This window comes from Amycolatopsis sp. NPDC047767, from assembly GCF_040704195.1.
Lineage (GTDB): Bacteria > Actinomycetota > Actinomycetes > Mycobacteriales > Pseudonocardiaceae > Amycolatopsis.
The window spans coordinates 1-15,061 of record NZ_JBEYSJ010000046.1; the positions used below are offsets into that span (position 1 = coordinate 1).

At 72.4% G+C, this 15,061-nt stretch carries 11 protein-coding genes and 1 rRNA gene; 10 read left to right on the top strand and 2 right to left on the bottom strand.

Going from position 1 to position 15,061, the window contains the following annotated elements; translation table 11 throughout:
- From rrf to AB0878_RS44500, 10 genes are all read left to right on the top strand, one after another.
- Nucleotides 1-91, top strand: a 5S ribosomal RNA gene (rrf, locus tag AB0878_RS44455); the annotation flags it as partial.
- A 199-nt stretch (nucleotides 92-290) separates the two neighbouring features.
- Nucleotides 291-3,206 carry a hypothetical protein gene (locus tag AB0878_RS44460; protein ID WP_366588457.1) on the top strand — a complete coding sequence of 972 codons (2,916 nt, stop codon included), beginning with the start codon at nucleotides 291-293 and terminating at the stop codon, nucleotides 3,204-3,206.
- A complete protein-coding gene (locus AB0878_RS44465) occupies nucleotides 3,199-4,182 on the top strand; it encodes an HAD-IIA family hydrolase (RefSeq protein WP_366588460.1) in 984 nt (327 codons plus the stop codon). The genes AB0878_RS44460 and AB0878_RS44465 overlap by 8 nt, the downstream gene beginning before the upstream one ends.
- 16 nt (nucleotides 4,183-4,198) lie before the next feature.
- Nucleotides 4,199-4,405: a hypothetical protein gene (locus tag AB0878_RS44470; protein ID WP_285966064.1), complete on the top strand. Its 207-nt coding sequence runs from the start codon at nucleotides 4,199-4,201 to the stop codon at nucleotides 4,403-4,405.
- A gap of 5 nt (nucleotides 4,406-4,410) precedes the next feature.
- On the top strand, nucleotides 4,411-5,256 hold the full coding sequence (locus AB0878_RS44475) for a TlyA family RNA methyltransferase (RefSeq protein WP_366588463.1): 846 nt from the start codon (nucleotides 4,411-4,413) through the stop codon (nucleotides 5,254-5,256).
- Nucleotides 5,253-6,179 (top strand): NAD kinase, encoded by a 927-nt coding sequence (locus AB0878_RS44480; protein ID WP_366588465.1) that lies wholly within the window; start codon nucleotides 5,253-5,255, stop codon nucleotides 6,177-6,179. Before AB0878_RS44475 ends, AB0878_RS44480 begins: the two co-directional genes overlap by 4 nt.
- A 134-nt stretch (nucleotides 6,180-6,313) precedes the next feature.
- A complete protein-coding gene (gene recN / locus AB0878_RS44485; protein ID WP_366588467.1) occupies nucleotides 6,314-8,095 on the top strand; it encodes a DNA repair protein RecN in 1,782 nt (593 codons plus the stop codon).
- A 9-nt stretch (nucleotides 8,096-8,104) separates the two neighbouring features.
- On the top strand, nucleotides 8,105-9,250 hold the full coding sequence (locus AB0878_RS44490; protein ID WP_366588469.1) for a DUF1266 domain-containing protein: 1,146 nt from the start codon (nucleotides 8,105-8,107) through the stop codon (nucleotides 9,248-9,250).
- A gap of 96 nt (nucleotides 9,251-9,346) precedes the next feature.
- Nucleotides 9,347-10,531 carry a putative cytokinetic ring protein SteA gene (steA, locus tag AB0878_RS44495; RefSeq protein WP_366588472.1) on the top strand — a complete coding sequence of 395 codons (1,185 nt, stop codon included), beginning with the start codon at nucleotides 9,347-9,349 and terminating at the stop codon, nucleotides 10,529-10,531.
- Nucleotides 10,528-11,478, top strand: a complete 951-nt coding sequence (locus AB0878_RS44500) for a copper transporter (protein ID WP_366588474.1) — start codon at nucleotides 10,528-10,530, stop codon at nucleotides 11,476-11,478. The genes steA and AB0878_RS44500 overlap by 4 nt, the downstream gene beginning before the upstream one ends.
- Nucleotides 11,479-11,549: 71 nt before the next feature.
- Here AB0878_RS44500 and AB0878_RS44505 read toward each other — a convergent pair whose 3' ends face one another.
- Complete coding sequence (locus tag AB0878_RS44505; protein ID WP_366588476.1) at nucleotides 11,550-13,466, bottom strand: glycosyl hydrolase family 18 protein; 1,917 nt, start codon at nucleotides 13,464-13,466, stop codon at nucleotides 11,550-11,552.
- Nucleotides 13,467-13,678: 212 nt separating this feature from the next.
- Entirely contained in the window at nucleotides 13,679-14,953 is a 1,275-nt protein-coding gene (locus tag AB0878_RS44510) for an alginate lyase family protein (RefSeq protein ID WP_366588479.1), read from the bottom strand.
- Nucleotides 14,954-15,061 lie beyond the last annotated feature (108 nt).

Sequence of the window (15,061 nt, forward strand, 5' to 3'; positions counted from 1 at the left end):
GCCCGGTCCCATTCCGAACCCGGAAGCTAAGCCTGGTAGCGCCGATGGTACTGCAACCGAAGGGTTGTGGGAGAGTAGGACGCCGCCGAACTAAAAGTAAGGGTTAGGCCCCGGTTGAGAACGCGAAAGCGGTTCTCCCGGGGCCTATCTCTATGTGGCGTGCTGTGTGGTGCCCGTGACGGAGCGCCATGCGCGCGCGGGGTGCTCCGTACGGCCCCGTAGGATGGTCAGTCGGCCCCCGTAGCGGGTGGCCCGTGAGAACACAAGATTTTTCTATGGCAGGAGGCCAGGTGTCCGAGTTCGGTCGACGTGACTCAGAGGATGATGGGTCCGGCCGGTCGGCTCGCCGCGACCAGGGCTCCCGCGGCAACCGGTCGGACGCGCCCCGGGGAGACCGGCGTGGCGCGCGGCAGGACCGTGGCGGGCGTGACGGCGGCTACCAGGGACGCCCCCGGCGGGACGACCGCGGTGCGCGCGGCGGTGGGTACCAGGGCCGGCCCTCGGGCGGCGACAGCTCCCGTGACCAGCGCAGCGGCGGCTACGCCGGCAACCGCGAGGGCGGCCCGCGCGGCGGTTCCGACGACCGCGGCTCGCGCGGCAGCTACGACAACCGCTCCGGCCGGCCGCAGGGCAAGTCGGCGTCCGGGCGTCGCTGGGAAGACCGCGGTTCGAGCGGCTCGACCGGTGGCTTCCGCAACGACAACCGCTCCGGCGGCGGCTTCCGCGATTCCCGTGGCGCCGGCGCTCCCCGCGACAACCGCGGCGGCTTCCGTGACGACCGGGGTTCTGGCGGATACCGCCCCAACCGCGATTCGGGCGGCGACGACCGCGGTTTCCGCGGCGACCGCGACAATCGCGGCGGCGGTTTCCGCAACGACCGCGACGACCGCAATTCCGGCGGTTTCCGCAAGGACCGCGGCGGCTCCGGTTTCCGTGACGACCGGGGCGGCTCTGGTTATCGGGGCGGCAGTTCGGGTGGCTCGCGTGACGACCGCGGTGGTTACCGCGGCGGCAGCGGTTCGGGCTCGCGTGACGACCGTGGTGGCTCGGGTTACCGGGGCACCAACTCGGGTGGGTCGCGTGACGATCGTGGTGGCTCGGGTTACCGGGGTGGCAGCTCCGGTGGCTCGCGCGACGATCGCGGTGGCTCCGGCTTCCGCAGTGGCGGTAGCACCGGTGGTTACCGCGGCGACCGCACTGGTGGCAGCTCGGATGGGTACCGGAACGACCGCGGCAGCGGCGGCTCCGGCTTCCGCAGCGACCGCGGCGGCAGCAGCTCCGGTGGCTACCGGGGCGACCGCGATGATCGCGGCGGCTCGGGTGGTTACCGGGGTGACCGGGACAACCGCGGCACCTCGGGCGGTTACCGGGGCGACCGCGACGACCGCGGTCCGCGCACCGGTGGGTCGCGCGACGACCGCCGGCCGGGTGGCTTCCAGAAGGACCGTGACGACCGCGGCTTCCGCAGCGGTGGCTCGCGCGACGACCGTGGTGGCTCCGGCTTCCGCAAGGACCGTGACGACCGCGGCGGCTTCCGCAACGAACGCGGCTCCGGCGGCGGCTTCCGTAAGGACGACCGCGGCGGGTACCGGGGCGGCTCCGACCGCCGTGACGACCGGGGCGCTTCGCACGGCTCCGACCGCCGCGACAACGGCCCGCGCGACACCCGCGGCTCCGTCAACCGCGACGACCGCGGAGGCTTCCGCCGCGACTCGGGCGACTCGCGCGGCTTCGACCGCGCCGACACCCACAGCGCCGCCGACGACGACTTCGACATCACCGACGACGGTTTCGTCGCCGGCGACACCGCCGACCGCGACGACTTCTCGAAGCCCGGCGACACCGGCCGCGGCGAGCGCCCGGACGCGACGGCCGACGCCGGCGCGGACGACACCGCCGACCGCGAAGAGCCGGCTTCCCGCGACGCTGCAAGGTCGCAGACCGACTCGGCCGATCCCGACGGCGATCGGTCCACTCGCGACAACCGAGACGACGCCAACGGCGACCGCGACACCCGTGAGGACGCTTCGCGTGAAGACCGTGGCAGCAACGGTGGCGAGCGGTCCGCTCGCGAAGAGCGCGACGGCGACAACTCGGGAGACGATCGCGACGAGCGGTCCTCTCGTGACAACCGCGCGGGCGACGACAGCCGCGACACTGGCGACGGCACCACGCCCGGCGACGGCGACGACGACGAGCGGTCCTCTCGCGGCGACTCTTCCGACGACAGCCGAACCGGTGGCGATCGTGGCGAGCGGTCCTCTCGTGACGACCGCGGTGACCGTGGCCGCGACGAGCGTCCCCAGCGGGACCGTGACGACCGCGGTGACCGTGGCAGCGGCAGCGACCGGCCCCGTCGTGACTTCCGCGAAGGCCGGGACAGCCGAGACAACCGCCGCGACGACCGGCCCCGTCGGGACGACCGGGACGCGCGCGGTGGCCGCGACTCGCGGCCGCGGCGGGATGACCGTCCGGTGCGCGGCGGCACGCGGGCCGGCGCCGAGGCGCTGGACGACGCGGCGCTGGCGAGGGAGCTGCTCGAAGCGCCGGAGCTGCCGGAGGGTATCGAGTACTCCGATCTGGACGAAGAGGTGCGGCGTGAGCTGCGGACGTTGCCGAAGGGGCTGGCCGAGACCGTCGGCAAGCACCTGGTCGCGGCGGGCGGGCTGATCGACGTCGACCCGGAGGCGGCGCTGGAGCACGCGAAGTACGCGAAGCTGAAGGCCTCGCGCGTGCCGATCGTGCGGGAGGCGATGGGGCTGGCGGCCTACCACGCGGGCAACTGGCAGGAGGCCCTGTCGGAGCTGCGGGCCGTCCGCCGCATGACGCGCAGCGACGAGCACATCGCCATCATCGCCGACTCCGAGCGGGCCCTGGGCCGGCCGGAGCGGGCGCTGGACCTGGCGAAGGAGACTGACACGGCGAAGCTGTCGAAGGCGACGCAGGTCGAGCTCGCGATCGTCGCGGCCGGGGCGCGGCGGGACCTCGGGCAGGTGGACGCTTCGGTCGTCTCGCTGCAGGGGCCGGACCTGGTGCCGAGCAAGCGGGACCCGTGGAGTGCGCGTCTCTTCTACGCGTACGCCGACAACCTGGTGGCCGCCGGTCGCAAGGACGAGGCCGTGCGCTGGTTCCTCAACGCCGCCGAGGCCGACAACGAAGACGACACCGATGCCGCCGAGCGGGCCGCGGAGCTGTCGAATGAGTGACGCGCTCCTCGCGGGCTACGACGCGGTGCTGTTCGACCTGGACGGCACCGTGTACCACGGCTCGCAGGTGATCGAGGGCGCGCCGGAGGCGGTCGCGGCCGTGCGGGAGCACGGGGCGGCCGTCCGGTACGTCACGAACAACGCGTCCAAAGCGCCGGCCGACGTGGTGGCGCACCTCCGGGAGCTGGGTCTCGACGCGGCCGTCGACGAGGTGCACACGAGCGCCCAGGCCGCCGCCGCGGTGCTCGGCGAGCGCCTGCCCGCCGGCGCGCGCGTGCTGGTCGTGGGTACGGACTCGCTGGCCGCCCAGGTGGAAGCGGCCGGGCTGGGCACGACGCGGAAGAACGGCGACGTCCAAGCCGTCGTGCAGGGGCACTCGCCGGAGACCGGGTGGGCCGACCTCGCCGAGGCGGCGCTGGCCATCCGCGCGGGCGCGCTGTGGGTCGCGTGCAACGTCGACGCGACCCTGCCCACCGAGCGGGGCCTGTTGCCGGGCAACGGTTCCATGGTCGCCGCGCTGCGCACGGCCACCGACACCGAACCGGTCGTCGCGGGCAAGCCGCAGCCACTGCTGTTCGAGACGGCCGCGAAGTCGGCCGGCTCGAGCCGGCCGCTCGTCGTGGGCGACCGGCTCGACACCGACATCGCCGGAGCCGTCGCCGCGGGCATGGACGTGCTCGCGGTGCTCTCCGGCGTCGCGACGCCCGCCGGTCTCCTGACCGCGATCCCGGCGGAACGACCGACGCACCTGGCCGCCGACCTGACCGCGCTCACGCAACGCGCCGAGGACCTGAAGATCGGTCCCCGGCCGGGCTGGGAGATCGTGCCGGGCGAGGTGCTGACCGTCCGCGGCAGCGGCGACGCCCTCGACCTGCTGCGCGCGCTGTGCCACGCGGCGTGGGCGAGCGGCGTGACCGAGGTCCGGGCCGAAGGCGACGCGGCCGAGGCGGCGCTGACCGGGCTGCGCCTGGCCTGACTGGTAGTTTGAGCTCGTGCACCCGAACGTCCCGCGGCCCGTCCCGGGCCCTCCGCCGGTACCCGGACCCGGCCCGCAGCAGATCGATCCCCGCGCGGGGATCGAGGAAGCCGTGGCGGGCCTCGACGACCTGAACTCGGTGCCGCTCTCCGAGCACGTCGACCGGTTCGAAGCCGTGCACACCGAGCTCACCGTGGCCCTGTCCAGCATCGACAGGGTCTGACCGGCGTGCCCAAACGGGCCCGCCTCGACGCGGAGCTGGTCCGCCGCGGCCTCGCCCGCTCGCGGGAACAGGCGTCGGCACTGATCACCGGCGGCAAGGTGTCCGTGCGCGGCATGGTCGCGTCCAAACCCGCCACCGGCGTCGAGTCCGACGCGCCCATCGTGGTGAAGGACGAGGACGACCCCGGCTGGGCTTCGCGCGGCGCGCACAAACTCCTGGGCGCGCTGGAGAAGTTCGGTCCCGAAGGCCTCACGGTCGAGGGCCGCCGCTGCCTCGACGCGGGCGCGTCCACCGGCGGGTTCACCGACGTGCTGCTCCGCAACGGCGCGGCCACCGTGATCGCCGCCGACGTGGGCCGCGGCCTGCTCGACTGGCGGCTGCGGACCGACGAACGCGTGGTCGTGCTCGACCGCACGAACGTGCGCAACCTGACACCGGAGACGCTCGGTGGCCAGGTCGACCTCGTCGTCGGCGACCTGTCCTTCATCTCACTCAAGCTCGTGCTGCCCGCGCTCGCCGAGTGCGCGCGCGAAGGCGCCGACCTCGTGCCCATGGTCAAGCCGCAGTTCGAGGTCGGCAAGGACCGCCTCGGCAGCGGCGGCGTGGTCCGCGACCCGGAGCTGCGCGTGCAGTCCGTTCTCGACGTCATCGCCGAAGCCGCGAAGCTGGGGCTCGCGCTGCGCGGAGTGGTCGCGAGCCCGCTGCCCGGCCCCTCCGGCAACGTCGAGTACTTCGTGTGGCTGCGCCGGGATCTTCGGCGTCAAGATCCGGGCGAGCCCGGGGCCGCCGATGGCACTGTGGACGGTGTCGAGCGGCTCGTGCGGGCCGCCGTCCAGGAAGGACCCCAGTGACCAGCGAACGTGAAGTGCTTCTCGTGGCGCACCCGGACCGGGACCACACGCGGGAGGCCGCACGCGAGGTGTCCGCGCGGTTCACGAAGGCCGGGATCCGGCTGCGCGTGACCGACGAAGACGTGCGTCAGCTCATCGACCCCGACGGCTGCATGGACATGCCCTGCACTGTCGTCGCGCCGCAGGACGACCCCGCGCGCGGGGCCGAGCTCGTGTTCGTGCTCGGCGGTGACGGCACGCTGCTGCGCGCGGCCGAGCTCGCGCGGCCCGCGGGAGTGCCGGTGCTGGGGGTGAACCTGGGCCGCGTCGGCTTCCTGGCCGAGGCCGACTCCGACGCGCTCGCCGACGCCGTGCAGCGCGTGGTCGACCGCGAGTACCAGGTCGAGGAGCGGATGACGATCGACGTCACCGTCACCCACGGCGGCGTCGAGCTCTACCGCACGTGGGCCCTCAACGAGGCCAGCGTCGAGAAGTTCTCGCGTGAACGCGTGCTCGACGCGCTGATCGAGGTCGACGGCCGCCCGGTCTCGTCCTTCGGCTGCGACGGCGTGCTGTGCGCGACACCGACCGGCTCCACCGCGTACGCCTTCTCCGCCGGCGGCCCGATCATGTGGCCCGACGTCGAGGCGCTGCTCGTGGTGCCCAGCAACGCCCACGCCCTGTTCTCGCGCCCGCTCGTGGTCTCACCCGACTCGGTGATCACCGTCGGCATCGACCCGGCGGGCCCGAGCGCCGTCCTGACCTGCGACGGCCTGCGCAGCTTCGACATGCCGCCGGGCTCGCGCGTGCGCGTCGTCTGCGGCCGCCGCCCGGTGCGGCTCGTGCGGCTGTGGGACGGCGTGTTCACCGACCGGCTGGTGCACAAGTTCGGCCTCCCGGTGCGCAGCTGGCGGGAACGGCGCACCGGCGGCCGCTCGGTCTGACCGGGTGTGGGTGCGCGAGGTGACCGGTGACACGCCCGGGCCCATCCGTCCGCACAGGTGTTCGACCAGGGAAAAGAACGTTTAGCACCGGTCGAGCGCACGGAAGGTCGGTGGGGGCGGCTACCGTAGGCGTCGTGCTGGCCGAGATGCGCATCCAGGGCCTCGGAGTCATCGAGGACGCCCTGCTGGAACTGCACCCGGGTTTCACCGTCGTGACCGGTGAGACGGGCGCCGGGAAGACCATGGTCGTGACCGGGCTGCACCTGCTCTCCGGTGGGCGGGCCGAAGCGTCCAAGGTCCGGAACGGAATGCTCAAGGCCTTCGTCGAGGGGCGCTTCACCCTCGACAAGGCCGACACCGCGAGCCGCATCGTCACCGATGCGGGCGCGGACATCGACGAGGACGGCAGCGTGATCGCACTGCGCTCGGTGACCGTCGACGGGCGGTCGAGAGCCCACCTGGGCGGCCGGTCCGTGCCGGTCGGCGTGCTGGCGGACCTGTCCGAGCAGGTGATCGCCGTGCACGGGCAGAACGACCAGCTGCGGCTGCTGCGCCCGAGCGAGCAGCGCGCGGTGATCGACCGGTTCGCGGGCCCCGCGGTCGGCGAGCCGCTCGCCGCCTACCGCGAGGTGCGTGAGGAGTGGCTGGCGGTCATCGGCGAGCTCACCGAGCGGTCCACCCGTTCGCGTGAGATGGCGCAGCAGGCCGACCTGCTCAAGCACGGTCTGACCGAGATCGACGCCGTCGCGCCCCAGCCGGGCGAGGACGTGGAGCTCACCGAGCAGATCAAGCGGCTGATGGCCGTCGACGAGCTGCGCGCTTCGGCGACCGAGGCGCACGTCGCGGTGTCGGGTTCGCAGGACGGCGACCCCGACGCGCCCGGTGCGCTCGGCCTCGTCGGCGAAGCCCTGCGGCGCCTGGCCTCGGCCGAGGACGCGGCGCTGCGGGAGCTCGTGCCGCGGCTGGAAGAAGCGTCGATGCTGCTCACCGACGTCGGCGCGGAGCTGGGCGGGTACATCGAGGGCCTCGACGCCGACCCGGCGCTGCTGGAGCAGGTGCTGGCGCGCCAGGCCGACCTCAAGCGGCTCACGCGCAAGTACGCGGCCGACGTCGACGGCGTGCTGGCCTGGGCCGACGACGCCCGCCGCCGGCTCGAGTCGATGGACACCTCCGAGGAGGCGCTCGCCGAGCTGGCCCGCCGCCGCGACGAGCTCGCCGTGAAACTGGGCGACCACGCCACCGCGGTGTCGGCGGCGCGCGGCAAGGCCGCGGCCGAGCTGGCGTCGGCGATCACCAAGGAGCTGTCCGGCCTCGCGATGGGGCAGGCGGAGCTGGAGATCACCGTCGAGCAGAAGCCGGCCGAGCACGGCGACCGCCAGGCGCTCGCGATCGACGGCCACGCGGTCCACGCGGGCTCCGACGGCATCGACGAGGTCGAGCTGCTCCTGCGCGCCCACAACGGCGCGCCGCCGCTGCCGGTGCACAAGGCGGCCTCCGGCGGTGAGCTCTCGCGCGTGATGCTGGCCATCGAGGTGGTCCTCGCCCACGCCGACACCGTGCAGACGCTGGTGTTCGACGAGGTCGACGCCGGCGTCGGCGGGCGCGCGGCGGTCGAGATCGGCCGCCGGCTGTCCCGGCTCGCGCGCACGCACCAGGTGCTCGTGGTGACGCACCTGCCGCAGGTCGCGGCCTTCGCCGACCAGCACCTCGTGGTGGACAAGGGCACGAGCGGCGGTGTCACGCGAAGCGGTGTGAAGACGCTGAAGCAGCCTGATCGCGTGAAGGAGCTGGCGCGCATGCTCGCCGGCATGGACGGCACGGAGACCGGCCGCGCCCACGCCGAGGAGCTGCTCGCCGTGGCGGAGAAGGACAAGGCCGCCGCCGAGCCGAAACGCAAGCGCGCCAAGAAGGGCTGACCACACTCCATGATCTGGGCCGCGGTGGCCGACGTCGAGGCGGAGCTCGCCCGCGCTCGGCGCGACGGCGATCTCGACCGGTTCCTCGGGCTGCTCGGCGACGAAGAGCTGTTCGTGCCGATGCTCCGGGAAGACGCGGAGAAGCTCGCCGGCGAGCAGGGCTGGTCGTCGGCCAAAGCCTGCTGCCGCGAGCGTTCGCTGCGGTTGTTCACGCGCGGCGCGCTGCCCGACCTCGGCGCCGACGTGGTGTTCCTCAGCGGTGATCTCGACTGGGCGCTGCACGGGGTCGACGCCGACGAGCAGGTGGTGTTCAACGCCGGCACCCTCGGCGAGTGGCGCGTACCCGGTTCGGCCGTGCTGCCGTGGCTCGACGCGAACCCGCACCGCGTCACGGCGGTCGAGCAGCAGGTCGAACGGCTCAACACCGCGCGCTACGGGCACTTCGACGGCCCGCTGGCCCACGCGCTCGCCTGCGGCGCGCACCAGGCCGTGCTCACGGCCGAACCGTGGAACGTGCTCGACGCCCGCTACCACGACTTCGTCGCCGAGGTCCGCGGCCTGCGCGACTGGTGGGGTGTCTCCGACGCGGCCGGCTGGCGAGCGGCGATGAACGACCTCGTCGGCCCCGGCTACACGCTCACGCCGGGCAACCTGGTTCTCGTGCTGCGCGCCCGCTACGGCGCGGGGCTCGACCCGTGGTCCTGGGCCGAGCTCGTGGTGCGCTGGTGCGCGGACAACGGCGCGCAGGACCAGGCGCCCGCCCTCACCGACGTCCTGCGCCGCGTCGTGCGGTACGAACAGCGCTTCCGAGCCGACGGGCTGCTGCCACCCTCCGGCGTCGTCGGCACCACGATCGGGTGGGACGTCGCCCGTGCGGTGGCGATGGCGCGCTGGGGCCTGGCGGTGGGTCACTGCGATCCGCTCACGGCCGAGCTGATGGTGCTCGAGGCGGGCGCGGTGGCGCGTCGCTACCACCAGTCATGGGCCGAGCTGTCGGCGAGCTACGTCATGGGCCGGGCCCTCGCCCTGGACGAGGAGGAGTTCGGCGAGGAGTACACCTCGGCCGTGCGAGTCCATCACCTGCTGCTTCAAGATCCCGCCAGTCCTTGGCTGAACCTCTCGTTCGCCCCGGCGGAACCCACCATCCAACCCTGAACGGACGCTCACGGCGACACGGCTCACCACAATGAGTCACGTCCCCTTCGGCGCGTCGGCGCTCGTCCCACCCACAAATTTGTCACCATCAGCCACATGAAGCTCACCGGTCTGCTCGCGCGAAACCACGAAGCCCTCCCCGGCATCACCGGCGTCGCGCGGGTCGACCGCCGCACCCGGGAGCTGCTGCGCCGCGTCAGCGCCGGCGACGTGGCGGTGCTCGACCAGCTCGACCTCGACCGCGCGACGGCCGACGCGCTGGTGGAGGCCGAGGTCGCCGCCGTGGTGAACGCTTCGCCGTCGATCTCCGGCCGGTTCCCGAACCTGGGCCCGGAGATCCTGCTGGCCGCGGGCATCCCGCTCGTCGACTCGGTCGGCGGCGAGCTGCTGCGCACGGTCAAGGACGGCACGAAGCTGCGCGTGCACGAAGGCGGCGTCTACATCGGGGAGCGGCAGATCGCCTCCGGCGACGAGCAGACGCCCGAGAGCGTCGCCGACCAGATGATCGAGGCCAAGGCCGGGATGTCGACGCAGCTGGAGGCGTTCTCGGCCAACACCATCGAGTTCCTCCGCCGGGAGCGCACGCTGATCCTCGACGGGGTCGGCGTGCCCGAGCTGCGGCTGCCGATGCGCGACCGCCACGTGCTGGTGGTCGCGGGTGGCAACGGCCACGCCGAGGACCTCAAGCGGCTCAAGAAGTACATCGGGGAGCACCGGCCGGTGCTCGTCGGCGTCGACGCGGGGGCCGACACGCTGCGCGCGCAGGGCCACACGCCCGACGTGATCGTGGGCGACCCGACCGGCATCGGCACCGCGACCCTGCGCAGCGGCGCCGAGGTCGTGGTGCCCGCGCAGCCCGACGGCCACGCGCCCGGTGTCGAGCGGATCCAGGACCTGGGCATCGGCGCGGTCACGTTCCCCGCGTCGGGCAACTCCGAGGACCTCGCGCTGCTCCTGGCCGACGCCCACGGCGCGAGCCTCGTGGTCACCGTCGGGTTCCAGGCCACGCTGCGGGAGTTCCTCGACCACGGCCGGTCGGGTTCGAACCCGTCGACGTTCCTCACCCGGCTCAAGCTGGGCACGAAGCTGGTCGACGGCAAGGCCGTCGCGACACTGCACCGCAGCCGGGTGTCCCTGGGCGCCGTCGCGCTGCTCGTCCTCGCCGCCGTCGTCGTGGTGGTCGCCGCGCTGCTGGTCTCCGACGTCGGCTCCGTCTACCTGGACTGGATCCAGCACACCTGGACCACGTTCACCACCTGGGTGAAGGGGCTCTTCACGTGATTTCCCTGCGGTACCACATCGTTTCCATCACCGCGTGCTTCCTCGCGCTGGCCGTCGGCGTGGTCCTGGGTTCCACCGCGCTCAACGGCTCGCTGCTCTCGGGCCTGTCGGACCAGAAGAAGGACCTCGGCACGCAGGTCTCCGACCTCGAGGCGCAGCGCAACGCGCTCAACGCGCGCCTGGCCGACTCCGACGCGTTCGCCGGGTCGATGGGCCCGAAGGTCGTGGCCGGCACGCTCGACAAGCGCACGGTGGTGCTCGTGACCACGGAGGACGCGCGCCCGGCCGACCGCGACGCGATCAAGCAGCTCGTGCAGCAGTCCGGCGCCTCGGTCACGGGGGAGCTTCAGCTCACCGACGCGTTCACCGACCCGGAGAAGGCCGACCAGTTGCGCGACGTCGTCACGCGCCTGCAGCCGGCCGGTTCGCACTTCCCGACCGCGGGTGACTCCGGCACGCTCGCCGGCGCGCTGCTCGGTTCGGTGCTGCTGCTGGACAAGTCCACGGCGAAGCCGCAGTCCACAGGGGACGAACTGGCCGCGGCGCTCGGTGGCCTCACCGACGGCGGTTTCGTGAAGCCCAGCCAGGGTGTGCAGCCGGCGCAGCTGGCGATCGTGCTCACCGGCGCGCAGCAGACGGGCGAGGGCGCGGGCGACCGCGCGGCCACGATCGCGCGGTTCGCGACGCAGCTCGACCGCTCCGGCGCGGGCACGGTGCTCGCCGGCGACCCGGGCTCGGCCGACGGCTCCGGCCCGATCGGCGTGGTGCGCGCCGACACCTCGGCGACTTCGATCCTGTCCACTGTGGACAACGTCGACTCCGCCGCCGGCCGCGTCGCGACGCTGCTGGCCCTGCGCGAGCAGCTCGACGGCGGCTCCGGCCGCTACGGCATCGGCGGCAACGCCCAGGCCCCCGCGCCGGGCGTCGGGTCGTCGGCCGGGAACTAGCACCACGCACGTCGGCGGCGGGCCGGGATCTCTTGGAGGGTGAGAGATCCGGACCCGCCGCCGATTTGCGCTCAGCAGGTGCCGCTGTCGGCCCACACGTTCTGGCTGCCGCCGGGGGTGTCGCCCTGCGTCCACCACTTCGCGGTCCACTTGTGCCCGTTGTAGGACACGGTGGCGCCGCCGCTGTAGGCCTGCGTGGCGCTCCACGCGGCCGGGCAGCTGCCACCCGGTGGCGTGGTGGTGCCGCCTTGCGAGCAGACCCCGTTGTCAGTCCACACGTTCTGGCTGCCGCCGGGGGTATCGCCTTGCGTCCACCACTTGGCCGTCCACTGGTGCCCGTTGTACGAGACGACCGCACCGCCCGTGTAGGCCTGCGTCGCACTCCACGCCGCCGCCGAGCACGAGCCGCCGCCCGGCGTGGTCGGAGTCGTGGGCGGAGTCGTCGGCGTAGTCGGCGTAGTCGGTGCGGTGGGGGTCGTCGGGGTAGTGGGCGTGGTCGGCGGCGTGGTGCCGCAGCCGGCCGTGGAGCTCGCCAGCCCGTTGACGACGTCGTGGAACAGCGTCGCGTTCGGGTCCAGGTCGTAGAGCGAGAACATCATCGCGCCGGCGAGGCCGGTGCAGTGGATGTAATCGGTGCGGGCCTTGATGGACTGCGCCGACGAGCCGCCGTAGAAGTTCGTGCCGTCGTAGAACCAGGCCGACTGCGTGGCCGGGTCGTAGAACGTGTCCGCCGGGTTGTCGACGATGCCGCTCAGTTCCTTGTACATCGCGATGCCGGGCACGTTGCCGCTCAACGTCTTCCCGGCCGAAGGCCCGGACGCCGACTGGTACAGCCCGTGGTTGGCGCCGGCGGGCACGCCCGTCCAGCCGCGGTAGTAGAACGGGATGCCGAGCGTGAGCTTGTTCGCCGGGAAGCCGCCGGGGATGCCGTAGGCCGGGGATCCCTGGGTGTAGGCCTTGATCACCGAGTCGGTCGTGTACTTCTCGGTGCCCGGCGGGATCGTGCCCGACGGGTCGTTCGGCGAACCGTAGAGCGGGTCCTGGAAGTTCGTCGGCCCCGTCGCGTCCCACGCACCGTGCATGTCGTAGGTCATCGCATCGGCGAAGTCCATGTACTGGCCGATTTTGTCGGTCTGCAGCTTCGCGATCTTGTCCTGCCCGCCCGGCAGCGCGGCGGACAGCGAGTAGTGCTTGCCGCCCAGTGCGTCGAGTTCCGTGCGGAACTCCTTCAGCAGCGCGGTGAAGTTGGCCGTGTCGTTCGCGCTGACGTGGTTGCCGAGGTGACCCGTGGTGGAGCCGGGGTACTCCCAGTCGATGTCGAAGCCGTCGAAGATGCCGGCCGCGGTGCCGGGGCCGCCGTAGCCGCCCTGCGAGGGCAGGTTGCCCTTGATGAACATGTCGATGCACGAGCTCACGAGCTTCTTGCGCGACGCGTCGGTGGCCGCGGCGTCGGAGAAGTACTTCGAGTAGGTCCAGCCGCCGAGCGAGAGCACCACCTTGAGGTTCGGGTGGCGCGCCTTGAGCTCCTGCAGCTGGTGGAAGTTGCCGACGATCGGCATGCCGAACGCGTCGGCCGTGCCGTCGACGCTGATGTCCGACCCGAAGGACTTCTGGTAGTCGGCGAAGGCGTCGCCCGCTCCGTCGCCGGCGTTCGGGTCGTTCTCGCCGGCGGGATCGGGGTCGCTCGCCTTCGTGGCCTCGAAGCAGGTGAGGTTCGTCGGATCGATGTTCTCGAAGTCGTAGATCAGGTAGTCGAGGTTGCCCGCGAGCGCGTCGACGTTCTTCGGGTAGTAGGCGTTCTGGTAGATGCTCCACTGGTCGTAGTAGGCGACGCGCAGCCCGCCCGAGGCGGCGGCCTGCCGGCTCGCCGCGGGTGCGACGGCCGCGCCTTCGGCAGGCGGGCCGGCCAGTGTCGTGAGCCCGCCGACGACCACGGCCGCCGCGGCGGCCGAGAGCCACGCGGCTCTTCTGGATACCTTGTGCTGCATGGGTTCTCCCTCGCGCAGGCGAACGGTCCTCCGCGCGCGGGGAGTGCGCGGAGGACCGACGCGACGTGTGGATCACTGCCTGAGCGGTACCGGCCCGTTCCAGAGAATGTGAACCAGTGCACAGGGAGAGTCAATACTTTGGACTAGACCAATTCCGGGCCGTGGGTACTATCGGGTGTTTCGTCCGGAAAAGCCCGCCGAAGGTCGGCCCGTCACTTGAGCGGCGGGTCAAGCGGGAAGCAGGTGACCCGCACCGGCCAGGTGTCGCCGCCTGCGGGCAGCGGCATCTGCTTGAGCGCCTTCGCCGCATCGGTGTCGTGGGCCTCCTCCGCGGCCGCGTGGAAGATGTCCGCGGCGATCGACTGGTCCAGCGGGGCGATCTGCGGGTACGGCCAGGACGAAACGCCGTTCAGCGCCGCCGGGATGAGCCGGTCGACGACCTTGCGCAGCGTCACGCCGTTGCTCGCGCGGTAGCCCCACACGTCGACGCCGACGGTGTGCCCGACCTCCGCCATCCGGCCCCACGCCGTGAGGTTGAAGTTCACGTAGTGCCACGAGATCGTGCGCGTGAGCTCGAGCGGCTGGTTGCCGTCGGCGTCGAACTGGACCGGGAACCGCTTGTGCAGCGCGTCGGTCACGATCTTGCGCGCCTCGGCGGTCTTGCCGAGGTAGGCGGCGATGGTGGCGTTCTGCATGTCGAGGAACGTGCCGTGGTTGTTGGTCGCGGCCAGTTCCAGCTTCGCCTGCGGGCTGGTCTGCATCCAGGTCAGGTACTGGCCGAGCCACGCGCGGATCGCCGAGCGGTCGTGGCCGGTCCAGCCGGGTGCGCCGGAGTCGAGCAGGGCGAACGCGTCGAGCAGCTGGCTGAACGACTGCGTGGAGTCGATGATCCCCGTGCCGCTGATCGTGTTCTTGCACGGCACGATCTGCGAGTAGGTCATGTTCGGGTTCATCCGCGTCGCCGGGTCGAGGAACCACGTGCGGACGTCGAGGGCTGCGCGCTGGGCGTACTTCGCGTCGCCGGTGTAGTACCAGGCGGTGCTGAGGTAGTAGATCGCGTCCCACGCCACCATGCGGTAGGTGTGGTCGGTGATCGCGTCGGCCTCGGGGTTGCGCTCGCCGTCGCGGTTCACGTACGGGCAGCCCTGCGGATTGTCGGGTGTCTTCGGCTGGCTGGCCCACTGGTAGGGCGCCTGGCTCTGGTAGTCGTGCTTGTCGCCGCTCGGCGGGGTGGTCGGCTTGTCCATGACCGACCACGGGCCGGCGGTCAGCGCCTCGTCGGCCTTGCCCAGCACCGTCTTGAGCGCGGCCTTCTGCGCCGGGGTGGCGTGTCCGCCGCGCAGCTCGGCGCGGATCTGCGCCAGCTTCTTGCCGTCCGTCACGATCGTGTGCGGCACCGGCTGCGCTGCCGCCGTGCCGCTCAGCGGGACCACCGCCAGGACCGCGGTGAGCACGGTCGCGCCGAGAACGCGTAACTGCCTTCGCACTGTTTCGCCCTTCGAACTCCCGGGGACGCCAGGGATCCCCACGGCAACCGGGCGGCGGTGCGGCTGTGGCGACGGGAATTCTGCTGGGCGCCCGGTGCCGGTGTCAAT